Consider the following 25,017-nt stretch of genomic DNA (forward strand, 5'->3'; position numbering starts at 1 on the left):
CTCTCCATTTATCTTGTCTCACTCGGCGGCACAGATGGCGCAAGCAGCAGCTGCGGCACGCCAGTCTCCGGATGTGGCAGGATCACTGCCTTCGCACCGAAAACCTCCAAGATTAGCTCTGGCTTCATAATAGCTGACGGCGGGCCATATGCAGCCGCGCTCCCTTGCTTCAGCACGAGCAGCTCATCGCAATAATGCGCCGCCAAGTTCAAATCATGCAGCACTGCGATAACCGTTAACTGCCTCTCTTGCTGCCATCGTTTCACTGTATCTAGCAGCTGTACTTGATAGCCGATGTCGAGATACGTGGTCGGCTCATCAAGCAGCAGCAGCTCAGGCTCTTGCACCATCACCTTCGCGAGCGCGACCCGCTGCCGCTCGCCGCCGCTTAGCCGGTCCACTTGCTGATGCGCAAGCGCAGTCAGTCCCATCGTTTCAATCGCGCTAGCTATAAGCTGCTCACTGTCCGCCCGTTCTTCGCCCAGCCAATTTTGAAAAGGAAACCGGCCCATCTGCACCACTTCGCGTACCGTAAACGCAGCAGCTGGAATGCCTCCCTGCTGGAGGACCGCTACCCGCTTCGCCAGTTCTTTTCGCTTAATGGACGCAATCGCTTGTCCTTGCAGGAGAACTTCACCGCTTGTCGGCGCATCCATGCCGGAGAGCATCTGCAGTAGCGTTGTTTTGCCAGCACCGTTCGGTCCGATAATTCCGTACATACGGCCTTTCTCCACGCTAAAGCTAATATCCTGCACAAGGTTTTTAGTACCGATCCGCTTGGATACTTGTTTGACTTCAATCATGCCGAATGGCCTCCTCCCTGCAGCACTTTACGCCGGTAGAGCAGATAGGCGAAGAAGGGTGCACCGATGATAGCCGTAACGACGCCAAGCGAAATTTCTTTAGGGCTCAGCGCTGTACGCGCGAGCGTGTCCGCCCATAACAGATAGATCCCTCCGCCTACTGCGGAGAGGGGGACGATAATCCGATAATCCGGTCCGACTAGCAAGCGGATTAAATGCGGTACGACAAGACCGACGAAGCCGACAACGCCGGCTATGGATACAGCAACCGCGGTCAACAGCGTGGAGAGAATGAGCACGACCAGCTTCGTCCGTTCGACATTCACACCTAAGTGCGCTGCGTGCCGCTCGCCCATAACGAATAAGTTCAGATGCTGTGCATATCGGAACATGAGCGGCAAGCCTACGATGGCAAAAGGCATAATCAGCTTCACATGCTCCCAGCTGCGCGTACTCAAGCTGCCCATCAGCCAGAACATCACTTCGTTCACGACGCCCTGTGACATCGAGACCATGAACGAGACGAATGCACCGAGAAACGCTTGTACGATGACGCCGGACAGAATGAGCGATTCCACATTCATCGTGCCGCGTGCCCGAGAAAGCGAGAAAACGAGCAGAAGCGTTACCATCCCTGTTCCAAACGCAACAATCGGAACGCTCCATAATCCAAGCCAAGCCGTATAGCCAAAAACAATCATAAATGCAGCGCCTACCGAGCAGCCCGAAGCTACACCGAGCGTGAATGGATCGGCAAGCGGATTGCGCAGAACGCCTTGGAAGCCGCTGCCCGCTAGCGCCAAGCAAGCGCCGACGAATACGGCGAGCAGAATGCGAGATAACCGCAGCTGCGTCACGATAGCAATTTCACTGGCATCCCAGTGGGTACTTGGATCAGACATCCAGGGCAGCTGGTGAATGAGGATGCCCCATACATCAGCGAGCGGCAAGCCCGATGAACCGATCGACAAGCTGACGACGATAGATATAGCTAAGAGGAGCATCGCTGCTCCTCCATAAATCGCTAGCTTCGCGCGCATCTTAGTCAATCAGATCCGGATGCAGCTTCTTCGCCACTTCCAGCAGCCCTTCCGCAAGGCGAGGACCTACGCGAGTGAGCGGATCTTGGTCCACCTCGAATATTTGCTTATTCTTAATCGCATTGATGGTGTTCCAGCCAGGACGAGTCTCGATTGCCGTCAGAATCGGATTTTTCTCGCCTTCCTTTAGCGTCATTGAAGCGTAGATAATTTCTTCTGGATTCGATTTCACAACTGCTTCAGGATCAATCTCGTACCAGCCTGCGTTCGTTGCGATGTTCGTACCGCCTGCGAGCGTAATAAGCTCATCCAGAAACTCGCCTTTCCCTACTGTCCAGCCTGGGGAAAACTCCAAATATACATTTGGCTTCGGAGCATCTTTAACCGCATTAACAACCTGCTCGCGTACATCAGTCATATGCTTCGCAACGGCTTCCGCCTCACTCGACTTGTTTATGATCGCACCGATTTGTTTGATTTTGTCCATGACGCCATCATAGTTCTTCGGGTCGGTTGCGTACACTTGTATGCCGAGCGAACGCAGCTTATCGACGACAGCCTGACCCATGGTGTACGATGCCAGTACCAGCTCCGGTTTGAGCGATACAATCTTCTCGATATCCGCATCCATACCGCCGATTTTTGGGATTGCTGCTGCTTCCTTCGGATAGTTGGAGAAGTCGTCTGCGCCGACTAGCGATGCGCCTGCGCCGATGGCATAGACGATCTCCGTCTCGCTTGGGAGCAGAGTAACGATACGCTCGGGCGCCTTCTGGAACGTCACTTCCGTTCCTGTTACGTCCTTCACGGTCAGCGGATATGTTGTCGCACTCGCACTATTATCGGTTGTGCTGCTAGCAGCTGTGTTATCCTCCGTAGCAGCATTCTGCTCGGTTTGCGTTGTGTCCGTATTGCTGGAAGCCGCGTTGTTTCCACCCTTAACATCCGTGTTCGCATTCGAATTCGATGTGGAACCGCAAGCTGCCGTTAGCATGAGAAGCAGCATCACCATCAGCGCTAGTGTCATTCTCGATCGAATTGTTTGTCTCGTTCTCATTCCCCGTTCTCTCCCATTCCCAATTACGAATCTTCATTACCGTAAGTCAGTGCATGCAAAAAAGAGCATTCCCGACAGACAGATGTCAGAAATGCTCATGAGTCATTAAGCAGCGGCAAGGCAAACGGTTACGCCACAAGCATGCAAGCTGCGAACAAACAAGCAGGCTAGCAAGCGATGACGGAATTCGTGTCTTGGCCAATCTCTAACACCTGCCTAAATCCTCGTAGGCAGCGTTGTTTACGAAACAGGCAGGTCTCCTGACTTGGAGCATCTGTAATCCACGTCTTCCCGCGCGGCTGATGGCCGATCAGTGACAAGTGTGAATACAGTGCGAATTGCTTTCCTAAGCGACTTGATGCTAAAGGTAGCAATTGCGCTCCTTACAGTGGCGGGTCCGTGCCGGTTTTACACCGGACTTCCCTATTAAGCTAAGAGGATAATCATCCTCCAAGCACCTGTTTTACGCGTACTATGCAATTGTGCTTGTGTAAATATACCATTCCCTCTATAGGTTGTCTATAGCGTGCTTCTTCTTCCCGAGCGCCCGCGTCATCTGTCCATTTAAGCGCAGCGCGTTGCCTACAACCGACACAGAGCTTAGCGCCATAGCGGTCCCTGCCATCCACGGTTCAATGCCACCTACAGCTGCAAAAGGAATGATGATGGAGTTATAGACGAATGCGAAACCGAGATTTTGCCGGATGTTACGAACGGTCAGACGGCTAATGACAAGCGATTCATAGATGCCCGTCAGTCGGGCGCGCAGTAGTGTCATATCTCCGGCATGGAGCGCAGCTTCCGTACCGCCGCCCATCGCTATACCGACATCTGCTGCCGCGAGGGCAGGCGCATCGTTCCATCCGTCACCCGCCATGGCAACGACATATCCCTTATCCTGCAGCTGACGGATCAGCGTTGCTTTATGCTCAGGGAGCATCGACGCATGGACGCTTGCAATTCCGATCTGGTCTGCGACATTATTCGCAGCGGAGATATGATCACCGGTTGCGAGCAGCACCATCAGTCCTTCACCAGTGAGCAGATGAACAGCTTCTCTCGAGGAGCGTTTCACCTGATCGGCGAAAGCGAACGCACCTGCGCATTGCCCGTTGATCGAGACATAGATGACCGTCTCCCCAGATGACTCTTTGCGAGTAACGAAGCTTTGCATGACACGGCTCATCTTCCAAGACCGTTCAGCGGCGAACACGGCATTGCCTATTTCAATCCGCTTGCCTTCAACATTCGCTTCAATCCCTTTGCCTGGGAAAGCTTGAAACGCAGAGCATTCCGGCATGACCATTCCAGCTCGCCTTGCTGCTGCAACGATTGCTGAGGCGAATGGATGCGGTGAGCTCGCTTCCGCAGATGCGGCCAATCGAAGAAGCGCACTCGGTTCTCCGCTTAGCGAATACATTTCCGTTAAAGCCGGCTTGCCTTCTGTAAGCGTGCCGGTCTTATCGAGCACGATCGTATTAAGCTGAGCGAGCCGTTCGAGCGCGCCAGCCTCCTTCAGCACGACGCCTCTTCTTGCGAGCTTCCCTGTCGCAATGACGAGTGAAATCGGCGCAGCAAGCCCGAGCGCGCATGGACATGCAGCAAGCAGCACCGCAAGCGCGTGGATCGATGCCGTACCCCATTTGCCAGGAGCAAGCCATAGCAGCCATACAAGCAGAGTCCCAAGCGATAGTACCATCATGACCGGTACGAAGATGGCCGCCAGCTGGTCCACTCTACGACCGATAGATGATTTGGTCGCTTGCGCCTGTCGTGTCAATGCCGCAATTCGGCTGAGCATCGTTTGCTGACCAATCGCCGTTACTTGAATGCGCAGCTCTGCGCTGCGCACGATCGTGCCTGCATATACGCGGTCGCCGACCGTGCGCGTCACGAGCGCGCTTTCGCCCGTCAGGAACGACTCATCAATGGCAGATTGACCTTCCACGATAATGCCGTCAGCTGGGATCGGCTCATTCACTGCGGCGATGAGCTGATCCTCCGCCCGAACTCGCGCAAGCGGTATCCGCTCTCTTCGCCCCGCTCGAATGACGACCGCTTCCTTTGCCTCCAACGCACCGAAACTGTCATTTTCTTGAATGACCCGCTCCGACGCGGTTGCTTCCAGCAGCTTGCCTCCGAGCACCGCCGTAATGACGACGGCCGATGTCTCGAAGTACAACGCCCCGCCCGTCATCATCGCGATAAAGCTGTACACGAAAGCAGCTGAAGTCCCGATGGCGACCAGCACATCCATATTCGCGGTCCGCTCGCGCAGCGCATAGAAGGCACCGAAATAGAACGGCATGCCGATGAAGAACTGCACAATCGCTGCCAGCAAGAACTGCAGCAACGGCTCTTGAATAAATAACGGCACTGGAATGCCCTCCGACCAGCTATAATGATGCGCCATCGTCCACAGCAGCGGCAGTGTCAACACAATCGCAGCGAATACCCGCAAGCGCAGCGCATCCGTTTCGGAGGACCCGCTCCCGTCTTTCCCATGCGGAGAAGCATGGAACCCGATCTTCTCAATTCGATTCATGATTGCAGTTGGCGTAATACTTTCGGGCGTATAGGCGACGTAGGCTGATTTGGCTGCATAATGAACCGACACGGCAGTCACGCCGACCAGCTTGCCGACCGCCCGTTCGATTCGGGTCGCGCAAGCGGTGCAGCTCATGCCTTGAATTCGCAAATCCAGTACACCGTCGCTTTGCTCTTGCTGCTGCATCGTTATTCATTCCTCCCTACTCAGGAGCTAAAGCTATCAAGTTTATTTATTAGCAATAAGCTGTCCTACTCTCCACTATATGGTCAGGCTGCTTGCCTCATGATTCAATCACAGAACTTCTGCAACAAATGCAGTCTTAATCCGTCATAGTAGGTATACAGAGTATGTATTGGAAGGGGGAGCTGACGATGCGAATGGTTCAAATCGCACTGTTCGCCGTATTGCTGCTGCTGACAGGCTGCGGTGAGAAGAATCGTGTGGAGATGGCTGAGGCGATGCCGGATGATTTTGACTTCTCGGTCCGATTCGGTTATGGAGAAATGACGAAGAATGAGGTAAATACGTATACGAATACGGTGACGAAGGATCTCATCGTGAAAGGCAGCGCGACAGCGGACCTCACCTTATCTGCGGATGAGATGGCTAACATCTATGCGAAAATGAAAGCGATCGATATTATGAATCTAACGATCAAGCCCTACGCGCCTGGCACAACTACTTGCGAACAAACTCCTTACGGTGAAAATACGTGGAAAATAACGATAGGCGGCGTAACCCGCGAGCTATCATGGACAGACCGTTATTGCAGCGTATCCGATGCAGCGATTCAAATGAGGCAGCTTCGCGTGGACATCATGCAGATTGTTGCTGCCAAGGAAGAGTATAAGGCGCTGCCTGAGGCAGAAGGCGGCTACGACTAAATAAGTCTAATATGTCGCAAATAAAAAAGCATTTTGCTCACCCAAAGCGGATGATCAAAATGCTTTTTACATACCAACAAGCTTATTCGCCCGTTACAACTTCACCGGGCCAGCTCAGCATTCCGCCGAGCACATTCACGACTTCATAGCCTTGCGTGGACAAGTAATCGCCCACTCTGCCGCTGCGATTGCCGCTTCGGCAAACCAGGTAGATCGGCTCCTCCAAGTCGTTCAGCTCGCCAAGACGCTCGACGAATACCGACATCGGAATGCTGATTGCTTCTTTAATATGACCGTCTTCCCACTCGTCAGGCTCGCGAACGTCAATAACGCTCAGCTTCTCGCCTTCACGCAGCCGGGTTTCCAGCTCACTTGCCATAATTTCTCCCATTTTCAGTTGCAGCTCCTTCAAGCTTAGGTACTTGTGCTAGTTGCATTTTACTCTTCGCGAGCTCTCCGTGTCCACCCTATTTCGACATAAAAACAGCATCCGGTTCTCACCGGACGCCGCTTCTACCCTGCTATACGCGAACCGCGGTTCCGCTGACAGCAACCATCAGCATTCCCTCGCGTACCACTTCATAATCAAGATCAATACCGACGATCGCATTCGCTCCTAGTCGCGAAGCTTGGCTGGACATCTCGCTGAACGCCACGTCCCGCGCTTCCTTCAGCTTCGTCTCATATGCGCCTGAGCGGCCGCCGACGATATCTGTAATAGACGCGAACAGATCGCGTACGATGTTCGCTCCCATAATCGCTTCGCCAGTTACAACGCCCAAGTATTGCTGAATCGGATTTCCTTCAATTGTTGGCGTAGTCGATAAGATCATTCGTATCCCTCCCATATGTTATAAGGTGTCATACGGTGCGGCTTGGCAAAAAGATTCAAATTAATACCATCGCAGCTGATAGCCCGCTGGTCCTGTCATCCTCCGAGAAATGAATCCGCACAACTCGCTCGCTCTGCTGCTCGAACCAAATACGTACCGTCACTTCGAACTCCCTTGGTCCCTTACGCAGCTGCAGTCGAAATGTCTCCGTCATCAGTCCGCCGTCTTCCACTTTCCGGCCAACATGCTTGTAATCAATAATATCGGCATGATACCGCTGCGCCGTTTCCTTCATCGCAAGCCTGCCCCATTTGGCGTATGCCGGCTCCGCGCCAGCTTGAATCGCCGCTGTACTTAACATGAACAAGACAAGCACCAGCGTCATCCATACTGTTCTCATCACAGCCATCACCTCCAACTCATACAGTTGGTAGAATTCCCCACAGGAGGCGATTTCATGCAAGGAGTGTCGGTAAGCGATCTATGGGTTACTTAATTGAGTTGACCGAACTTATTGAGCGGCCACAGTCTGAAGACAGCGCGCCCTTCGACACTTGAGAAAGCGATTGGCCCGATTGCACGGCTGTCCATACTGTTCTCGCGGTTGTCTCCCATGACGAACACCGTTCTAGCCGGCACCGTATACGGTACTTTCAGCTCATTTGCATAGGTGCGCCCTTTAATGTATGGCTCTTTCAGCACCTCGCCGTTAATCGTCACTTGCCCTTCATCCGTGAAATCAATGACGTCCCCAGGCAAGCCAATGACTCGCTTAATGAGCCGCTTATCGATCTGCGGCCCATTGATAATGACGATATCTCCACGCTGCGGCTTCTCGAAGTGATAGCTCAGCTTGTCCTCAATGAGGCGCTGGCCTTCTATGAGCGTTTTTTGCATTGATATATTTTTAACCTCGGTTTGTGCAAAAGCATAATTCTGTACGAGCAGTGCCACGACTACAGCCACTGTTAGCGAGATACACCAATCCCGCACTTCTCGCACCCAAGATTTCTTCGATTTCCGAACTGTCACATTATTCGTCTCCATCGTCTTCCCCTTCCCGGTTTACAGCGATAATGTATGAATACCTATTCTAATACGACAGAAGCTGTCCATAAGTTTCTGAATCATTCTCTATTTATGTAAAAAGGATTGCCGAGTCTCTCTCGTGTGCGATACAGTTAGGAGGATTGTTCTCATTCTATCGTAAAAGGAGTGACCCCTTCTTGTCTACTGCAGCTGAGACCTCCGAACGGCCGCTTATTGCCGCGAATCGGACGGATCATCTCATCTTTATTGTCGTCACGCTCCTGTATTGGTCGACGCTTTATGTGTATGTGCCGATTCTAACTCCCTTCATGACTAGCAGGGGATATGCCGATGTGCTGATCGGCGTCGTACTTGGCAGCTACGGATTTATTCAAATGCTTGTGCGATTCCCGCTCGGTTTGTATTCGGATAAGCTGCATAAGCGCAAGCCATTCCTCATGCTGGGCATGATCAGCGGCGCAATAAGCTGCCTGCTGTTCACGATACCAGGCTCATGGCTCTGGCCGCTTGCCGGACGGATGATGTCAGGCGTATGCGCCTCGGCGTGGGTTGCTTTTACCGTGCTCTATGCCGCATACTTCGCCTCATCAGAAGCGACGAAGGCAATGAGCAACATCAGCTTCATGACCGTCTCAGGTCAGCTGATCGGAATGACGCTTAGTGGCTGGCTGGCTGGCGAATACAGCTATAATGCGGCATTCACGACAGGCATCTTCCTTGGCCTTGCCGGACTCTTGCTCGCATTCGCGGTCAAAGAACCGCGTGAAGGGGTTACAAGGCCGCCGATCTCGATGCAACATCTGCGAGAGGTTGTACGAACGAGGTCACTGGTGCAAGTATCGACGCTGTCCATTCTGGCGCACTGCGTTCTTTTCATTACGATGTTCGGCTTTACGCCGCTGAAAGCAACCTCGCTCGGCGCTTCCACTTCGGAGCTGACGCTAATCGTGATTGCTTTCATGGTGCCGCATGCCGCCACCTCCCTTATTACGGGCAGATGGCTTGCGCCGAAGTTCGGCAGCTGGAATGTCATTGCCGTCGGTTATGCGCTCAGCGGCATCTTCACTGTCGCTATTGCGTTCTCCCCATCGCTCGGCTGGCTGGCAGCGACGCAAGCGCTGAATGGACTCGCGCAAGGCATGTATATGCCGCTGCTGCTCGGACTAGCGATTCAGCCGTTCGCCTCCTCGAAGCGCGCGACCGCAATGGGCTTCTACCAGGCGGTATACTCCGTCGGCATGTTCGCGGGCCCTTTCCTCGCAGGCTTCATTAACGATGCCTTCGGCCGCGACTACGGCTTCTATCTTGGCGGCTGCTTCGCCTTGATGGCACTCCTTCTTACGCTCAGCTGGCGCCGCGCCAATTCTCATCTGTAACAAACAAGAAACACCTGCCGTCATGACGGCAGGTGTTTCTTGTTCATACATATAAAGAAAGTTACATGCACTCTTCCGGTGCTTCTACGGATGCATCTTCCACGTTGATCTTCTCTGCTACTGTATCACGAATAACGGAAACGATCGTTTGCAGCAGGTAGTTGATGTCTGCTTGGCTTTGCTGGAAATCCGATACGATCGGAATACCGTCGAGATCATCCTGCAGCACTTCGATTTCCTTCTCGATCTTCTCCACCATGTCAGCATTCTTGAACGTCGTCTGGAACGCGACGAGCTCCTTCTGCTTCTTCTTAATTTGAGCGATCAAGCCTTGCACACGCTCATTGCCATTAATTTGCTTCTCAGCACGTTGGTACTGCTGAACTTCTTCCGAAGTAAAAATCATGCTTGCCAATTCTTTCGTCTTCGCCATAATGTCAGCGCGAACGATGATATCCTCTGTATTGAATTTCGGTACAGCGCAGCTCGTACCGTGATCGTGATCGTGGTCATGCTTATGTTCTTGGTTTGCCAATGGTTCCAGCTCCTCTATGTGGTTAAGATACTGCTTCTTCATTCAAATATTCTTCTACCGGCTCTGCTTTCACGTACCAGGTCGTCGCGTCCGTCACTTTCACCGTAATGAACTGACCGATATACTCCGCTGGTCCTTCGATATGCACGAGCTTGTTCGTGCGCGTGCGACCGGATAGCACCATCGCATTGTTCTTACTCTGGCCTTCGATCAGCACCTCGATCTCTTGCCCGACCAGCAGCTCGTTGCTTTCACGGCTTAGCTCAGCGATCAACGCATTCAATCGAGCCAATCTCGCTTTCTTCACGTCCTGCGGAATGTTATCTTCCATATCCGCAGCTGGCGTTCCTTCACGCGGCGAGTAGATGAACGAATACGCAAACGCGAAACCGACAAGTCGCACGAGCGACAGCGTCTCTTCGAACTGCTCATCCGTCTCGCCCGGGAATCCGACGATGATGTCCGACGTGAGCACGACGTCTGGTATTGCCCTTTTTATTTTGCCTACAAGCTCGAGGTACATCTCTCTTGTATATTTGCGACTCATCCGCTTAAGCACTTCCGTGCTGCCGGACTGAACCGGAAGATGAATATGCTCGACCAGATTGCCTTGCGTCGCAAGCACTTCGATCAGATGATCGTCAAAGTCACGCGGGTGGCTCGTTGTGAAGCGAATCCGCGGGATATTAATCTTCGCCATATCCGCCATCAAATCACCGAAACGATACGTAATGTCTTCAAAATCTTTGCCATACGCATTCACGTTCTGTCCGAGCAACGTAATCTCCTTGAAGCCTTGACGCGCCAGCTCGCGCACTTCTGCAATGACATCTTCAGGACGTCTGCTCCGCTCTTTACCGCGCGTATATGGCACGATACAGTACGTGCAGAATTTGTCACAGCCATACATAATGTTGACCCAGCCGCGCATCCCTTCCCGCTTCTTCGGCAAGTTCTCGATGATGTCGCCTTCCTTGGACCATACTTCAACGACCAGCTCTTTGCTAAACATCGCATCTTGCAATAGATAAGGCAGTCTGTGAATGTTATGCGTGCCGAAGATGAGATCAACGAAACTATGACGCTGCATGATGCGGCTAACGACCGACTCTTCCTGCGACATACAACCACATACGCCAAGAATGAGCCCCGGCTTCTGGAGCTTCAGGCTCTTCAGATGACCAAGCTCGCCGAACACTTTATCCTCCGCATTCTCGCGAATCGCGCAAGTGTTGAGCAGAATAACATCCGCGTGCTGGCGGTCTTCTGTGGACGTATAGCCCATTTCTTCGAGGATCCCCTTCATCACTTCCGTATCATGCTCGTTCATTTGGCATCCGTAAGTCGTGATGTGATAAAGCTTGCCTTTGCCAAGCTGCCGCAGCTCAGGAGGAATCGAAGATTCATAGTGAACTTGAATCTCTTCCTTGCCTCTACGTTTCTCTTCAGTGTGATTGGGCGCAGCATTAACCGTTATATCTCGACCGTTAATCCGGTAAGTTGTTTTGCCATCTGCTTCCTTCAGCACCTTCGCGCCAGAGAAGTCAAAATACTTGGAGAAATCCTTGCCTTTGCTTGCGGATTCCTTCTTCACACTTACTCACGCCCCTTCAGACCAACGTGTCCATTCCAATATTATAGCAAACCGGCATCACTTAATAAAGAGAATGAGACTTATGTCTGGGAGATAGACACCGAATTTGTAACAAAAAAGAGACAATTCGCTTGAGCAGCAAATTGCCTCATCTATCACCAACTAACCGATAATTTCCGCTTGATCCCCTGTCTTCGCACCAGAAGCGTTCGCTTCATCTGTATCAATGTGCATATCTAGCGCAAAATCAGGCGAAACACGTGCCACGACATTCTCGAGCACAAGGCCGCGCTCTCCTTGCAGCCTTACGGTAAGCCGCTGCTTATCCGCAATGCCAAAGCGTTCTGCATCCGTTGTATGGAAGTGAATATGGCGCGCCGCTACGATGACACCTTCTTCAATCGTCACTTCGCCTGCAGGCCCTTTAATCGTAATGCCTGCCGAGCCGGCAATATCGCCTGATTCGCGAACAGGCGGGTTGATGCCCAATTGGAATGCGTCGGTACGCGACACTTCAAGCTGCGTCCGCTTCCGGACAGGACCGAGAATCCGCACTTTGGCGAAGCTGCCTTTCGGTCCAATAACTTCAACAGTCTCATTCGCTGCGTATTGCCCTGGCTGGGAGAGATCCTTGAACACAGTGAGCTCTGCCCCTTGACCGAACAACGTGTCTACGTGCTCTTTCGATAGGTGAATATGTCTGGCGGATACGCCAACCGGAACCATTTTCATATGTAATAACACCTTTCTACACCATGTCGTTAAGAGAGGCATACCGTCCGCATGTGCGGGGGTATGCCTCCATTATTATACAGCTGTTCCTTATTTAAATTCAGTAAGCAGCTTATCGAATTGGTCTTGAGACAAAGACAGCTCCTGGTTTGCAAGACCTTCCGGCTTGAAGCCGCTGATCATGCTCTCATAGGCTTGACGCTGTTTGTTCTGGTAGATAAGGCCAGTAAGCATGCCGTTCGTTTCCATGATCTTGTTCATCGCCGCGATCCGATTCGTCGGATCGTAATCCGGGAATTGATCCAGGTTAACGATGTTCTCTTTGAACCAGTCGTAAGTGTTCACTTTGTTGAACGTTACGCATGGGCTGAACACGTTGATGAGCGAGAAGCCTTTGTGGTTCAAGCCAGCTTCGATGAGCGCTGTGAGCTGCTTCAGATCGCTGGAGAACGATTGCGCGATGAAAGTCGCGCCAGCGGACATTGCAATTTCAAGCGGCGACAATGTCGACTCAATCGAACCTTCCGGCGTCGACTTCGTCTTGAAGCCTTCCGCAGAACGCGGCGATGTTTGACCTTTCGTCAAACCATAAATTTGGTTATCCATAACGATGTAGGTCAAGTCAATGTTACGGCGAATCGCATGGACCGTATGGCCCATACCGATCGCGAAGCCGTCACCGTCACCGCCGGAAGCGATAACTGTAAGCTCGCGGTTCGCCAGCTTCACGCCTTGCGCGATTGGAAGCGCGCGGCCATGAATACCGTGCAAGCCGTATGCATTCACATAACCGGAGATCCGGCCAGAGCAGCCGATACCCGAAATAACAGCCAATCCTTCCGGCTCAAGGCCGACGTTCGCAGCAGCACGCTGGATGGCAGCCTGAACGGAGAAGTCTCCGCAGCCTGGACACCAGTTCGGTTTTACGTTGTTACGAAACTCTTTAAATGTTGCCATCTTAGACCAACTCCTTGCATGCTTTGTGCACTTCGGAAGGCAGGAACGGATTGCCGTCGTATTTCAATATGTTCTTGATCTTGTCGCCGTAGCCTGTGTGCAGCTTCACTTGATCTGCCAGCTGACCAGTTGCATTGTTCTCAAGAACAACGATATTCTTCGCTCCAGCCAGGTACGATTTCACTAGATCTGTAGGGAACGGGTGGATCTGACGAATTGTAATGTGGTTCGTCTTCAAGCCGTCCTCTGCAAGGCGTAGGCGAGCTTCGTCAATTGTACCGCCGGTCGAGCCCATGCCAATGATGAGCAGATCCGCTTCCGCGTGAGGCGCATCCGCACGAACCGCATCGCGGATGTGCATGCCGTTAAGCTTGTTCAGACGCTTATCCATCATCTTCTTACGATTAATCGCACTCTCCGATGGACGACCTGTTTCATCATGCTCAACGCCTGTTACGTGATGCAAGCCGTACTTGTCGCCAGGGATAACTCGCGGCGAGACACCATCGGCTGTTAACTCATAACGTTTGAACAATTCATTCGTTTCAAGCTCTGGCAGATCGCGTACAATTTTGCCACGGTTGATCGGCATTTTATTTAGATCCAGCGGTTCGCAAGATTGCTTACCAAGCGAGAGCTGAAGGTCAGTCATGAGAATAACCGGTACTTGGTATTGCTCCGAGAGGTTGAAAGATTCAATGGTGTCATAGAAGCAATCTTCCAAAGTAGCAGGCGCGATTACGATCTTCGGAATTTCACCATGCGTACCGTATACCATTGCGTTCAAGTCGGATTGCTCTTGCTTCGTCGGCAAGCCTGTTGAAGGGCCCCCACGCTGCGTATCTACGATTACAAGCGGAGTTTCTGTCATACCAGCAAGACCGATCGCTTCCATCATGAGCGACAGGCCAGGGCCTGCTGAAGCGGTCATCGTACGAACGCCTGCATAGTTCGCGCCGATTGCCATCGTTACTGCAGCGATCTCGTCTTCCGTTTGAACGACCGTGCCGCCGAACTTAGGAAGCTTCTTAATCAGGTACTCCATGACCTCTGAGGCCGGAGTAATCGGATATGCGCTCATCAGACGGCAGCCGCCAGCTACAGCGCCAAGGCCAATCGCTTCGTTACCGATCATGAACAGCTTCTGTTTGCCGTCAGCTGGTTCCAGTTGGAACTCTTCCAGAGGTCCGCCTGCCAGCTCAAGTACGAAGTCAGAGCCGCGTTTAACCGCTTCAATGTTCTTCTCTACGATTGCCGGACCTTTACGGCCGAACTCTTCTTCTACTGCTTTATTAAATACATCTACTGGCAGGCCTAGCAGCGCCCAAGACGCGCCGGATGCCACCATGTTCTTCATAAGGGATGTGCCAAGCTCTTCCGCGATCGAAGTGATCGGAACGGGGAACAGACGAGCGTTGATGCCCTCTGGCAGCGTCGGATTGAACTTCGCGTCCGCCACGACTACCCCGCCTGGACGAAGCTCATGCGCATTCAGATCAATGCTTTCTTGGTCGAACGCAACCAGGATGTCCAAATCATCCGAGATGGCTAGCATCGGTTTCGTGCTGATCCGGATTTTATTATTCGTATGACCGCCCTTAATACGGGACGAGAAATGACGGTATCCATACAAGTAGTAACCCAAACGGTTCAATGCTGTCGAGAAAATACGGTCGGTACTTTCTACGCCTTCCCCTTGTTGTCCCCCGATTTTCCAAGACAATTGACTAATCAAAATGCCCATCTCCTCTTTTGATGAACCTGCAATATGTTCGACATTAGTTTTGTGCGGTGAACATTCAGACATGACTATGAGTGAAACGTATACAAGCTGAATGTTAATAAAATATTAAAACTTTTTAACAGTCACATAAATTTTATGTCCCAAAGTAGTAAAATGCAAGTAGAAATCTCGGATTTATAGCATAGTTCTTTTCGATTATATCCATATCACAAACAGAATGGAATCCCCTAACCGTTCATTCAGGCAGATGCTTTACTAGAAATTGGAGCAAATTGCCCGAACAGAATCCGGCTACGGTTGATTCTGAATAATGCGACAATAGTGCCTTTTGCAGCTGTTCTACCTCGCCAGGATGCGCAAGTCCGTGAACGTGCTCTTCAATACCGTCGAAGTCTGAACCGAACATAAGCTGTTCTATCCCGCCTAGCTCGCATATTCGCTCTATGTGACGCAGCACGTCAGTAATTTGTACAGGATGATGAGAGGCGACAAAATGCGGCACGAAAGTAACCCCAACCATACCTCCTGCGGCAAGCAGCGCCGACAGCTGATCATCAGCCAGGTTGCGTGGATGCGGGCAAATCGTCCGACAATTGGAATGGGAAGCAATGACCGGCTTCGTAGACAGATGGAGCACGTCCCAAAATGCGCGGTCGCTCAAATGCGACACATCAACCATTATACCCAATCTATTACATTCTTCTACTAAGGCGCGGCCTTTTTTTGTTAAGCCGCCTCCTCTTGGCTCCATCACACCGTCAGCTGCCCAGTTGGCATGATTCCATGTGAGTCCGACGGCCCTGACGCCAAGTGCAAACAGAATGCGAAGCATCGCGAGATCGCCTTGGAGCCCGTCCACCCCTTCAAGCGAGAGCATAGCGCCGATCTTGCCGCTGCTCTGCAGCTTAGCCGCATCATCTGACGAACGCACAAAGGTCATATCTGGCGCTGAAAGCACCTTTCGATGGAACAGATCGATGCTTCGCAGAATCGGAATCATGGATTTCTCCGTCCGATCCGATACGTAGATTGCAAACGTCTGCAGCACTGCCCCCGCCTGCCGCAGTCTCGGCAACGTTACGTCCAGCGCGTTCGTGGCATCCTGCTCGAATGAAAGCGAAGGATCCTCTAACAGCTTCCACAGCACATCACAATGAAAATCAGCACTATTTAAATTAGCCATCTTACTGAACGCCTCCCTTTTGATAAGCAGCCCCAGCCGGTTAACGCAAAAAAACCTGCCTACGTCGTAAACAGGTCCATTAAATTGCACTTATATTTAAGCTCCTATTGCACTATCTCGGTTCCACGATCAGCTTAATAGCCGTCCGATCTTCACCGTCAATTATAATGTCTGTGAACGCTGGGATACAGATTAGATCCACACCGCTCGGAGCGACAAACCCCCTTGCGATCGCTACCGCCTTTACCGCTTGATTCAACGCACCAGCCCCGATTGCTTGTAATTCAGCCGCGCCGCGTTCGCGTAATACGCCTGCAAGCGCCCCTGCAACAGAATTTGGATTGGACTTTGCTGAAACTTTTAAGACATCCATGGAAAGTATACCTCCTCGGGAATGATGGATGAATACTGCTATTTAGATAGTATTCGAGAGAGGTGAAATAATTCCTTCTTATTTTCATGCCTAGTTAGCAAAATCTTCTGAATTGTGCAAATTTTAATAGGGTAGCATTGCGGTCGATGACGAAAAGGCTCTAAAAAGAAAAAAAGGCTGCTACATGAGCAGCCAATCCGTCTCCGTTAAACGGACCTTCTGGATTTTGCGTGCCTTACCAGTCGCGTCGTCGATATCCACGACAATCGCATGGAAATGCCAGTCGCCTTCGTCAACGACGAACCGCGTCGGCAATTGCGTCAGGAACCTATGTAGCACTGCATCGCGATCCATGCCGAGTACACCATTCTTCGGACCGACCATACCAACGTCCGTCAAGAAGGCTGTACCGCCTGGATGAATCGTATCATCATTCGTCTGCACATGCGTATGTGTACCGACAACGATCGAGGCTCGTCCATCCAGATACCAGCCCATCGCGATTTTCTCCGAAGTCGCTTCAGCATGGAAATCAACAAGAATGTTCTTCGTCTTCTGCTGCAACTGCTCAATCAGTTCATCCGCCTTGCGGAATGGGCAATCGATTGGCGGCAGAAATGTCCGGCCTTGCAGGTTCACGATAGCAAGCTCCTTGCCGTTCGCTTTAATAATCGTTGCACCTTGGCCCGGCAAGCCTTCAACATAGTTCGCTGGCCTTACAATGCGCGGTTGATCATCAATCCACTCGAAAATATCTTTGTTGTCCCACGTATGGTTACCCATCGTAATCCCGTGTACGCCTGCATCGAGCAGCTCTTTCACAATCGCAGCTGTAATGCCTCTTCCTGCTGCTGCATTCTCCCCGTTCGCTATGATGATGTGCGGGTTGTATTTTGACTGCAATGCAGGCAGTACCTTCTTCACTGCGGTACGTCCTACGCTGCCAACAATATCACCAATAAACAATACGTTCATTTCATCAAACCTCTCTAATCCGAGCGTAAACGGCTGTTTCCGTTCTGTGACGAATACAGCTAACGTTTCGCATGAAAATACAAGCAAAGTATAGGAAAAACCTATTCTTTGCTTATATTTTAAGACTAGAAAAGTGGCCGCAAGCAGCCACTTTTCTAGTTCATTGCTATGAAAGTTATTTGGCGTATTCGACAGCCCGCGTCTCGCGGATAACTGTAACTTTAATATGCCCTGGGTAATCGAGTTCACTCTCGATCTTCTTCGTAATATCACGCGCTAAGCGGAATGCTTCGGTATCGTCGATCTTCTCCGGTTGAACCATAACGCGAACCTCGCGGCCTGCTTGGATCGCATACGACTTCTCAACACCTTCGAACGATTCGGAAATGCCTTCAAGCTTCTCCAGACGTTTAATATACGTTTCGAGCGTCTCTCTTCTTGCACCAGGCCGTGCCGCCGACAACGCATCTGCTGCGCCGACAAGCATTGCGATAACCGATGTTGCTTCGCAATCGCCGTGGTGGGAAGCGATACTGTTGATAACAACAGGATGCTCTTTGTATTTCTTGGCAAGCTCTACGCCGATCTCGACATGTGAGCCTTCCACTTCATGATCGAGCGCTTTGCCGATATCATGCAGCAAACCTGCACGTCTTGCAAGCGTAATGTCTTCACCCAGCTCTGCTGCCATGAGACCTGACAAATAAGCGACTTCCATGGAGTGCTTGAGCACGTTCTGACCATAGCTTGTACGATATTTGAGGCGGCCTAAAATTTTAATGAGATCTGGATGCAAGCCATGCACACCAACTTCATAAGTCGCCTGCTCTCCGTATTCACGGATACGTTCGTCCACTTCTTTACGTGACTTCTCAACCATTTCCTCAATCCGTGCAGGATGGATACGACCATCTGCAACGAGCTTCTCGAGGGAAGTACGAGCAATTTCACGGCGAATTGGATCGAAACCAGACAAGATGACCGCTTCCGGTGTATCGTCAATAATGAGATCGATACCGGTCAACGTTTCCAGTGCGCGAATGTTGCGGCCTTCACGTCCGATAATGCGGCCTTTCATTTCTTCATTTGGCAATGCAACTACGGATACCGTAGTTTCAGCCACGTGATCAGCTGCACAGCGTTGGATAGCGAGCGAGATAATGTCACGTGCCTTCTTATCCGCTTCTTCCTTCGCTTGCTGCTCGATCTCTTTAATCATTTGGGCAGTTTCGTGGCGAACCTCTTGTTCAACGTTAGTCAGGATGATCTGTTTCGCATCCTCCATCGTCAAGTTAGAGATACGTTCCAGCTCACTAAGCTGCTGCTTGTAAAGGGAATCGATTTGTTCTTGTGTTTCCTCGATCCGCTTCTCTTTGTTGGCTACTTGTTCTTCTTTGCGTTCCAGCGCTTCTATCTTTTTATCCAACGACTCTTCTTTCTGAATCAGTCGTCTTTCAAGACGCTGTACCTCATTGCGACGTTCGCGAATGTCTTTCTCAGCTTCGGTACGGAGCTTGTGGACTTCATCTTTCGCTTCGAGGACCGTTTCTTTCTTAAGCGCTTCGGCTTCTTTCCTCGCATTGTCAATAATTTGACTAGCGGCCTGCTCGGCGCTTGAAATTTTGGCCTCGGCGATCGATTTGCGAATAAAATAACCGACACCAAAGAAAATTACACCAACAACGAGAGCGATCAGTATACCTAACCATACTGGCATCTTCTCACCTCCTTGTTGCTCACCTAAGCAAACGCTTGGGAATAGTATTTGTTTTTTTCACAGCCGGTTTTTAACCCGATACGTACATTACTTAATTGACGGAAATAATGGGTTCGAATCAATTTTTGGAAGGAAAATCGATTCTAGAAATGTATAATACAAACTCATTTTATCTGTTGTGAAAATCAATTGTCAAGCATGTGCCCATCTTCATCATCTTCCATCCGCTGCGCAGCAGCTTTGACCGCTTCCCGCACAACGCTCATCGGAAACCCGCGGCGCAGCAGAAACGCAGCCAGCTTCTGCTTCCTCTCCCGCGGCTCGCCCTTAATATAAGGCCATTTCTTGTTGGCCGCCCGAACCGCGACCTCGAGCTCCGATTCCGCGCTCAGCTCCTGTGAAGCTTGCTTCGCCATATCCTTGGAGATGCCGCGCTGCTGCAGCTCTTGCTGAAGAAGGCGTCTGCCTTTCAGCTGAGTTCTCATCTTCTCTGACGCATACATGTTCGCGTATTGGTTATCGTTCACCAAACCTTCCTGCGTCAGTCGAACAATCGCCTTCGCAGCCACCTCGGCATCGATTTCTTTCTTAGCTAGATAGCGCAGTATCTCCTTCTCCGTCCTTTGCCTCGCTCCAAGGTACGCGAGCGCCGTTATATAGGCGCGGTGCCGGCTATCTTCTTCTACAATCTCCTTCAGCTCGTCCGCATGGATCTCGCGATCCTTGAACAGCCGAAACTTTATGAGCAAGTCTTCATGTACATTGATATAAGGTTCCTGCGAATTATTTACAAATAAATGGTACCTTTGCTTTAATTTGCGATCCTGCTCCACACCGGTAATAATTAACACCGAATTCCTCCTTCCACTATTGCCAAAACCTACACAATCCAAAACCTACAAAAATAGAGAAGCACCTGCTGACAGGTGCTTCTCTATTTACCAATTGACATAAGTCAACGGAGATTTATTCCACTTCCAAGTCCAATTCGTCCTCGAAATCATCATCGTCGTCTTGGCTTACAGGTTCATTCCCTGCCGCCGCCGCTGCCACATTGCTTGCTTCGCGGATTAGCTTATCAATGACCGCTGCAATATCGCGGTGATCCTTCAAGAACTGTTTCGCATTCTCACGACCTTGGCCGAGACGCTCGCCATTGTAGGAGAACCAAGCGCCGCTCTTCTGGATAATCTCCAGCTCGACGCCGATATCAACGAGACTTCCCTCTTTGGAAATGCCCTCTCCGTACATAATATCGACTTCTGCTTGTTTAAATGGAGGAGCAACTTTGTTCTTTACAACTTTAATACGAGTCCGGTTACCGACAATGTCGTTACCTTGCTTAACAGACTCAATACGGCGCACATCAAGTCGGATCGTGGAGTAGAACTTCAACGCACGGCCGCCTGGCGTCGTCTCAGGGTTACCGAACATTACGCCGACTTTCTCGCGAAGCTGGTTGATGAAGATCGTAATCGTCTTCGATTTGCTAATCGCACCGGACAGCTTACGAAGCGCCTGCGACATCAGACGAGCTTGTAGACCTACGTGGGAGTCGCCCATATCGCCTTCGATTTCCGCCTTCGGAACGAGTGCTGCAACAGAGTCAACGACAACGATATCAACTGCACCGCTGCGAACGAGCGCTTCAGCGATTTCAAGGCCTTGCTCCCCAGTATCCGGTTGGGAAAGCAATAGCTCGTCAATGTTTACGCCAAGCTTGCTTGCATAGGATGGATCGAGCGCATGCTCGGCATCAATAAAAGCAGCTTGTCCACCTGCACGTTGAACTTCTGCGATTGCGTGCAGCGCAACGGTTGTTTTACCGGAAGATTCTGGACCATAAACTTCAATAATACGGCCCCGTGGGAACCCGCCAATTCCAAGTGCAATATCTAATGCCAGCGCACCGCTGGATACAGTTTCAACTTGCATATGAGTAGATTCACCGAGCTTCATAATAGAGCCCTTACCAAATTGCTTCTCTATTTGACGAAGCGCCATTTCGAGTGCGGCTTTACGATCTGCCAACGAACTCACATCCTTCATGATTTATACTTTTATGATACCTTGTTTCTATCGCTTTGACAAGAGTTTTTACGAACATATATTCTTATTTTTCTCTTTTGGCCAAAAAGGAGAAAAAAAGAACCGCAGCAAAGTAATCTTCGCCACGGTTCTTCCGGTAACTAATGTCGATTATAGTCGATTCGCCAGCAAGTTGGCAAGCCTTATTTAAACCATAACCGCTAGCTAATTCTCCTCTGCTCCGCTTAGTGCTTGCCAGACCCGGTACATCAGCGACTTCGCTGCACGCAGTCGAATAATGCCGCGATTGCCGCTCAACTTAGCGGTGAAAACACATGTAGGTTTGCCTCGCTCCGCCAGCCCGAAATAAACAAGGCCAACCGGCTTGCCCTCGGACTCGGCCGGACCCGCAACGCCCGTCAGCGACACGCCGAAGTCGCTGTCTGCCAGCTCACGCACCCGCTCCGCCATAAGCGCAGCGGTGGACTCGCTGACCGCACCTGGAGCATCTGTCCCCTCCAGCTGGGACATCGGGATACTCAGTAGCTTGTGCTTCATCAAGTTCGTGTATGTCACGACGCCGCCGGCAAACTCGCCGCTGCTGCCTGGAATTTGCGTGAGCAGCTGCGCGAACAGACCGCCTGTGAGGCTCTCTGCGCTGGCCAGCGTCCGCGTGGAAGCACGCAGCAGCCTAATGACCGCCTCCTCTAGCGGAATATCCTCGCGAGCGTACAGATGCTTCCCAACGCGCGTCTTAATCTGCGCCTCTGTCGCATCCAGCCGCGCATCAGCTTCCGCTTGGTCCAGCGCTTTCGTCGAGATCCGAATTGCAACTTCGCCATCCTTCGCATACGGCGCAATCGAAGGATCTGTCTGCGCATTAATCAGGTCGATCAGCTCTTCCTCAAGGCTCGATTCGCCGATTCCGGCGAACATCAGCTGGCGCGAGAACAGCTTGCGCTCCTCGCCCATGATAGAGCGGATCCACGCCTTCGCCGGACCATCAAACATCACTTTCATCTCGCGCGGCGGACCTGGCAGCAGCACATAATGAGTGCCATCCTCGCTCAGCGCGTTACCGACAGCCAGCCCCGCATCATTCTTAAGCGGATCACTGCCTTCAATCAGATGTGCCTGTCTGCGGTTGCTCTCAACCATATGAATGCCCCGTGATGTGAACAGCTCCACGATTGTGTCCATAGACGGCTGGTGCAGCTCGATTGCACGGTTCAAATAAGCGGCAAGCGCATCCTTCGTCAGGTCATCCTGCGTCGGGCCAAGTCCCCCTGTGAAAAGAATCAGATCGGCTCTTGTGCGCGCGAGCTCAATCGCTTGGCGAATTCGCCCGGCATTGTCGCCGACAACCGTCTGAAAGTAAACATCAATTCCAAGCTCCGCAAGCCCTTGCGATAAGTACGTCGCATTCGTGTTCACCGTCTGGCCGAGCAGCAGCTCCGTCCCGACTGCGATAATTTCAGCACGCATCTCAACAACTCCATTCTTATGTAGATACATTTATCGATAACTGGCAATAAGACAAACAAAGCATCACCTCTTCTATTATTCAGAAGAAGCGATGCTATATGCAAGCTTACTTTTTGGAGAGCGAACTATTCATTGATCGGAATCAAATTCTTATTCTTGACGAAATAATCGATTCCGGAATAAACCGTGATCAATGCAGCAGCATAGCTGGCAATGATGTCAAACGGGAAATCCACAAACGTAAACGGAAAGTTGTTCAGCAGGAGCGCGATAATCATCGTAATTTGCACAGCCGTCTTCCACTTGCCCCATTTGCTCGCTGCAAGTACAGAGCCTTCAAGCAGCGCAATTTGGCGAAGCCCGGTTACAGCGAACTCGCGGCTAATAATCACAATTGCAATCCAAGCATCCAGCTTGGACATCTCAACAAGCGAAATAAGCACTGCAGCGACGAGCAGCTTGTCCGCTAGCGGATCAAGCAATTTGCCCAAATTCGTTACAATCTTATTTTTACGCGCAATATAGCCATCCAGACCATCTGTACTCGCTGCAATAATGAAGACAAGCGCAGCCAAAATTTGATTCCAAGTAATGGAGAAATCGGAGCCAGAAATCGTTAGCGGCTTCAAATCTACATTAATTAAGAGCAGCACCATGATGATCGGAACCAAAAAGATGCGGACAAGCGTAATACGATTGGCTAAATTCACGATAGTCCCTCCCCGGACATATCAAACTCATAAGCGTGCGTGATGCGCACTCTTTGAATTTCGCCGATAGCGGCTTTGCATTTCGTAATAAATACTTCACCGTCAATCTCTGGCGCATCGTAGGCAGAACGGCCAACATATACATCGCTGCGGCCATCATAGCGTTCAACAAGCACGTCGATCTCTTTGCCGATATGTTTGCCGTTCAGCTCTTTGGACACTTCGCGCTGAATTTCCATTAGTGTATTGGAACGCCATTCCTTCACATCATCCGGCACCTCGTTCGGCAAACGAACGGCAGGTGTATCCTCTTCCGGAGAATAAGTGAACACGCCAAGACGATCAAACTTCATCTCGCGCACAAAATCGCACAGGCGCTCGAAATCCTCTTCGGTTTCGCCAGGGAAGCCGACGATAATCGATGTGCGGAGCGCTACATCCGGGATACGTGAACGAATGCGCTGAACTAGCGCACGCGTATCCGTCTGACGGCCTGGGCGGCGCATCCGCTTCAGAATCGAATCCTCGCTGTGCTGCAGCGGCATATCAATGTAGTTGCACACTTTGTCGTTCGAAGCGATTGTCTCAATCAGCTCGTCCGAGAAGAAGCCAGGGTATGCATAGTGCAGACGCACCCACGCGATGCCTTCTACTTCGCTGACGCGGTTCAGCAGCTCTGGCAGCATAAATTTATCGTACAGGTCCGTACCGTAGTTCGTCGAGTCTTGCGCTATGAGGCTGACTTCCTTCACGCCCTGATCTGCAAGCTGCTGCACTTCCGCAACAATCGACTCCATCGAACGACTGCGGAATTTACCACGCATAATCGGGATCGAACAGAAGGTACATGCATTATCACAGCCCTCAGCAATCTTCACATAGGCGGTGTAACGCGGCGTCGTAACAAGACGCGGAAGCTTCTGGTCATAGTCGAATGCTGGATTGCCTACCTTCACCGGACGTTTACCGTTAAGAGCTTCATCGACAATATCTGTAATGTGGTGGAAATCGCCTGTTCCGACAATCCCATCAATTTCAGGCATTTCTTCCATGAGCTGCTTCTTGTAGCGCTGAGTCAAACAACCGGAAACGATAAGGGCCTTCAGACGTCCCGTTTGTTTAAATTCAGCCATATCAAGAATCGTATTGACCGATTCTTCCTTTGCTGCATCAATAAAACCGCAAGTGTTCACAATAATAACCGTAGCGTCATCCGCCTGATCGACTAACTGGTAGCCGCGCGCATCGATTAATCCGGACATAATCTCCGAATCCACGAGATTTTTCTCACAACCTAACGTTACTACTTTAACTCGTTCTGTCATTATATCCCCCAAACCCCTCCGAAAAGCTATCCTAACAAGTATAATACAAGGCATTTACAGTGTCA

General features: G+C 51.1%; 24 protein-coding genes and 1 riboswitch. Of the genes, 2 read left to right on the forward strand and 22 right to left on the reverse strand.

The features are described from left to right. Nucleotides 1–8: 8 nt before the first annotated feature. From AC0LWF_RS24785 to AC0LWF_RS24800, 4 genes are all read right to left on the reverse strand, one after another. The gene (locus tag AC0LWF_RS24785; protein ID WP_474654216.1) at nt 9–803 is read right to left on the reverse strand and encodes a heme ABC transporter ATP-binding protein; all 795 of its coding nucleotides are present in this window, start codon (nt 801–803) and stop codon (nt 9–11) included. Next, nucleotides 800–1,843, reverse strand: a complete 1,044-nt coding sequence (locus AC0LWF_RS24790; RefSeq protein ID WP_474654217.1) for a FecCD family ABC transporter permease — start codon at nt 1,841–1,843, stop codon at nt 800–802. The genes AC0LWF_RS24785 and AC0LWF_RS24790 overlap by 4 nt, the downstream gene beginning before the upstream one ends. 1 nt (nt 1,844) lies before the next feature. Further along, complete coding sequence (locus AC0LWF_RS24795; protein ID WP_474654218.1) at nt 1,845–2,900, reverse strand: ABC transporter substrate-binding protein; 1,056 nt, start codon at nt 2,898–2,900, stop codon at nt 1,845–1,847. Between the two features lie 233 nt (nt 2,901–3,133). Continuing rightward, nucleotides 3,134–3,377: riboswitch (cobalamin riboswitch) on the reverse strand. Nucleotides 3,378–3,408: 31 nt separating this feature from the next. Further along, complete coding sequence (locus tag AC0LWF_RS24800) at nt 3,409–5,634, reverse strand: heavy metal translocating P-type ATPase (protein WP_474654219.1); 2,226 nt, start codon at nt 5,632–5,634, stop codon at nt 3,409–3,411. A gap of 188 nt (nt 5,635–5,822) precedes the next feature. On the opposite strand from AC0LWF_RS24800, the gene AC0LWF_RS24805 reads away from it, so the two are divergent. Continuing rightward, entirely contained in the window at nt 5,823–6,335 is a 513-nt protein-coding gene (locus AC0LWF_RS24805) for a hypothetical protein (RefSeq protein ID WP_474654220.1), read from the forward strand. 82 nt (nt 6,336–6,417) lie between these two features. Here the strand turns inward: AC0LWF_RS24805 and AC0LWF_RS24810 are convergent, their stop codons facing one another. The 4 genes from AC0LWF_RS24810 to lepB all read right to left on the reverse strand — a co-directional run bounded on the left by AC0LWF_RS24810 (nt 6,418) and on the right by lepB (nt 8,215). Further along, the gene (locus AC0LWF_RS24810) at nt 6,418–6,726 is read right to left on the reverse strand and encodes a rhodanese-like domain-containing protein (RefSeq protein ID WP_090574285.1); all 309 of its coding nucleotides are present in this window, start codon (nt 6,724–6,726) and stop codon (nt 6,418–6,420) included. A 130-nt stretch (nt 6,727–6,856) separates the two neighbouring features. Then, the gene (locus AC0LWF_RS24815) at nt 6,857–7,168 is read right to left on the reverse strand and encodes a heavy metal-binding domain-containing protein (RefSeq protein WP_474654221.1); all 312 of its coding nucleotides are present in this window, start codon (nt 7,166–7,168) and stop codon (nt 6,857–6,859) included. Between the two features lie 55 nt (nt 7,169–7,223). Beyond that, the gene (locus tag AC0LWF_RS24820; protein ID WP_474654222.1) at nt 7,224–7,568 is read right to left on the reverse strand and encodes a DUF3889 domain-containing protein; all 345 of its coding nucleotides are present in this window, start codon (nt 7,566–7,568) and stop codon (nt 7,224–7,226) included. A gap of 92 nt (nt 7,569–7,660) precedes the next feature. Continuing rightward, complete coding sequence (lepB, locus tag AC0LWF_RS24825; protein WP_474654223.1) at nt 7,661–8,215, reverse strand: signal peptidase I; 555 nt, start codon at nt 8,213–8,215, stop codon at nt 7,661–7,663. 179 nt (nt 8,216–8,394) lie between these two features. On the opposite strand from lepB, the gene AC0LWF_RS24830 reads away from it, so the two are divergent. Continuing rightward, entirely contained in the window at nt 8,395–9,594 is a 1,200-nt protein-coding gene (locus tag AC0LWF_RS24830; RefSeq protein ID WP_474654224.1) for an MFS transporter, read from the forward strand. 61 nt (nt 9,595–9,655) lie between these two features. On the opposite strand, the gene AC0LWF_RS24835 is transcribed toward AC0LWF_RS24830, so the two are convergent. The 14 genes from AC0LWF_RS24835 to rimO form a co-directional block, all read right to left on the reverse strand. Continuing rightward, nucleotides 9,656–10,129 carry a YlbF/YmcA family competence regulator gene (locus tag AC0LWF_RS24835; RefSeq protein ID WP_474654225.1) on the reverse strand — a complete coding sequence of 158 codons (474 nt, stop codon included), beginning with the start codon at nt 10,127–10,129 and terminating at the stop codon, nt 9,656–9,658. Between the two features lie 22 nt (nt 10,130–10,151). Further along, nucleotides 10,152–11,723, reverse strand: coding sequence for a tRNA (N6-isopentenyl adenosine(37)-C2)-methylthiotransferase MiaB (gene miaB, locus AC0LWF_RS24840; protein ID WP_474654226.1), 1,572 nt, complete (start codon nt 11,721–11,723; stop codon nt 10,152–10,154). A 162-nt stretch (nt 11,724–11,885) separates the two neighbouring features. Further along, complete coding sequence (locus AC0LWF_RS24845; RefSeq protein WP_474654227.1) at nt 11,886–12,455, reverse strand: phosphate propanoyltransferase; 570 nt, start codon at nt 12,453–12,455, stop codon at nt 11,886–11,888. 90 nt (nt 12,456–12,545) lie between these two features. Continuing rightward, complete coding sequence (locus tag AC0LWF_RS24850; RefSeq protein WP_474654228.1) at nt 12,546–13,412, reverse strand: 2-oxoacid:ferredoxin oxidoreductase subunit beta; 867 nt, start codon at nt 13,410–13,412, stop codon at nt 12,546–12,548. 1 nt (nt 13,413) lies between these two features. Continuing rightward, the gene (locus AC0LWF_RS24855; RefSeq protein ID WP_474654229.1) at nt 13,414–15,147 is read right to left on the reverse strand and encodes a 2-oxoacid:acceptor oxidoreductase subunit alpha; all 1,734 of its coding nucleotides are present in this window, start codon (nt 15,145–15,147) and stop codon (nt 13,414–13,416) included. 244 nt (nt 15,148–15,391) lie between these two features. Then, nucleotides 15,392–16,339 carry a dipeptidase gene (locus AC0LWF_RS24860; RefSeq protein WP_474654230.1) on the reverse strand — a complete coding sequence of 316 codons (948 nt, stop codon included), beginning with the start codon at nt 16,337–16,339 and terminating at the stop codon, nt 15,392–15,394. Nucleotides 16,340–16,451: 112 nt separating this feature from the next. Further along, nucleotides 16,452–16,712, reverse strand: coding sequence for a stage V sporulation protein S (locus AC0LWF_RS24865; RefSeq protein ID WP_090574265.1), 261 nt, complete (start codon nt 16,710–16,712; stop codon nt 16,452–16,454). Between the two features lie 180 nt (nt 16,713–16,892). Beyond that, nucleotides 16,893–17,687: a TIGR00282 family metallophosphoesterase gene (locus AC0LWF_RS24870; protein WP_474654231.1), complete on the reverse strand. Its 795-nt coding sequence runs from the start codon at nt 17,685–17,687 to the stop codon at nt 16,893–16,895. Nucleotides 17,688–17,862: 175 nt separating this feature from the next. Beyond that, nucleotides 17,863–19,404, reverse strand: a complete 1,542-nt coding sequence (gene rny, locus AC0LWF_RS24875) for a ribonuclease Y (protein ID WP_126016474.1) — start codon at nt 19,402–19,404, stop codon at nt 17,863–17,865. A gap of 185 nt (nt 19,405–19,589) precedes the next feature. After that, complete coding sequence (locus AC0LWF_RS24880; protein WP_474654232.1) at nt 19,590–20,255, reverse strand: RecX family transcriptional regulator; 666 nt, start codon at nt 20,253–20,255, stop codon at nt 19,590–19,592. 115 nt (nt 20,256–20,370) lie between these two features. Next, on the reverse strand, nt 20,371–21,435 hold the full coding sequence (gene recA / locus AC0LWF_RS24885) for a recombinase RecA (protein ID WP_474654233.1): 1,065 nt from the start codon (nt 21,433–21,435) through the stop codon (nt 20,371–20,373). Nucleotides 21,436–21,657: 222 nt separating this feature from the next. Continuing rightward, nucleotides 21,658–22,917: a competence/damage-inducible protein A gene (locus AC0LWF_RS24890; RefSeq protein WP_474654234.1), complete on the reverse strand. Its 1,260-nt coding sequence runs from the start codon at nt 22,915–22,917 to the stop codon at nt 21,658–21,660. Nucleotides 22,918–23,042: 125 nt separating this feature from the next. Further along, nucleotides 23,043–23,627 (reverse strand): CDP-diacylglycerol--glycerol-3-phosphate 3-phosphatidyltransferase, encoded by a 585-nt coding sequence (gene pgsA / locus AC0LWF_RS24895; RefSeq protein ID WP_474654235.1) that lies wholly within the window; start codon nt 23,625–23,627, stop codon nt 23,043–23,045. Then, nucleotides 23,624–24,952, reverse strand: a complete 1,329-nt coding sequence (gene rimO / locus AC0LWF_RS24900; RefSeq protein ID WP_474654236.1) for a 30S ribosomal protein S12 methylthiotransferase RimO — start codon at nt 24,950–24,952, stop codon at nt 23,624–23,626. The genes pgsA and rimO overlap by 4 nt, the downstream gene beginning before the upstream one ends. Nucleotides 24,953–25,017 lie beyond the last annotated feature (65 nt).

This window comes from Paenibacillus sp. sgz302114 (assembly GCF_056120345.1).

Bases quoted from the DNA above. Each gene is read 5' to 3' on its own strand.
- AC0LWF_RS24800 (WP_474654219.1), bottom strand. From the start codon at position 5,634: ATGCAGCAGCAAGAGCAAAGCGACGGTGTACTGGATTTGCGAATTCAA.
- rimO (WP_474654236.1), bottom strand. From the start codon at position 24,952: ATGACAGAACGAGTTAAAGTAGTAACGTTAGGTTGTGAGAAAAATCTC.
- AC0LWF_RS24810 (WP_090574285.1), bottom strand. From the start codon at position 6,726: ATGGGAGAAATTATGGCAAGTGAGCTGGAAACCCGGCTGCGTGAAGGC.
- lepB (WP_474654223.1), bottom strand. From the start codon at position 8,215: ATGGAGACGAATAATGTGACAGTTCGGAAATCGAAGAAATCTTGGGTG.
- AC0LWF_RS24890 (WP_474654234.1), bottom strand. From the start codon at position 22,917: ATGCGTGCTGAAATTATCGCAGTCGGGACGGAGCTGCTGCTCGGCCAG.
- rny (WP_126016474.1), bottom strand. From the start codon at position 19,404: ATGCCAGTATGGTTAGGTATACTGATCGCTCTCGTTGTTGGTGTAATT.
- AC0LWF_RS24860 (WP_474654230.1), bottom strand. From the start codon at position 16,339: ATGGCTAATTTAAATAGTGCTGATTTTCATTGTGATGTGCTGTGGAAG.
- AC0LWF_RS24790 (WP_474654217.1), bottom strand. From the start codon at position 1,843: ATGCGCGCGAAGCTAGCGATTTATGGAGGAGCAGCGATGCTCCTCTTA.
- AC0LWF_RS24845 (WP_474654227.1), bottom strand. From the start codon at position 12,455: ATGAAAATGGTTCCGGTTGGCGTATCCGCCAGACATATTCACCTATCG.
- AC0LWF_RS24815 (WP_474654221.1), bottom strand. From the start codon at position 7,168: ATGATCTTATCGACTACGCCAACAATTGAAGGAAATCCGATTCAGCAA.
- AC0LWF_RS24865 (WP_090574265.1), bottom strand. From the start codon at position 16,712: ATGGATGTCTTAAAAGTTTCAGCAAAGTCCAATCCAAATTCTGTTGCA.
- AC0LWF_RS24820 (WP_474654222.1), bottom strand. From the start codon at position 7,568: ATGAGAACAGTATGGATGACGCTGGTGCTTGTCTTGTTCATGTTAAGT.
- AC0LWF_RS24785 (WP_474654216.1), bottom strand. From the start codon at position 803: ATGATTGAAGTCAAACAAGTATCCAAGCGGATCGGTACTAAAAACCTT.
- AC0LWF_RS24850 (WP_474654228.1), bottom strand. From the start codon at position 13,412: ATGGCAACATTTAAAGAGTTTCGTAACAACGTAAAACCGAACTGGTGT.
- AC0LWF_RS24805 (WP_474654220.1), top strand. From the start codon at position 5,823: ATGCGAATGGTTCAAATCGCACTGTTCGCCGTATTGCTGCTGCTGACA.
- AC0LWF_RS24795 (WP_474654218.1), bottom strand. From the start codon at position 2,900: ATGAGAACGAGACAAACAATTCGATCGAGAATGACACTAGCGCTGATG.
- AC0LWF_RS24870 (WP_474654231.1), bottom strand. From the start codon at position 17,687: ATGAACGTATTGTTTATTGGTGATATTGTTGGCAGCGTAGGACGTACC.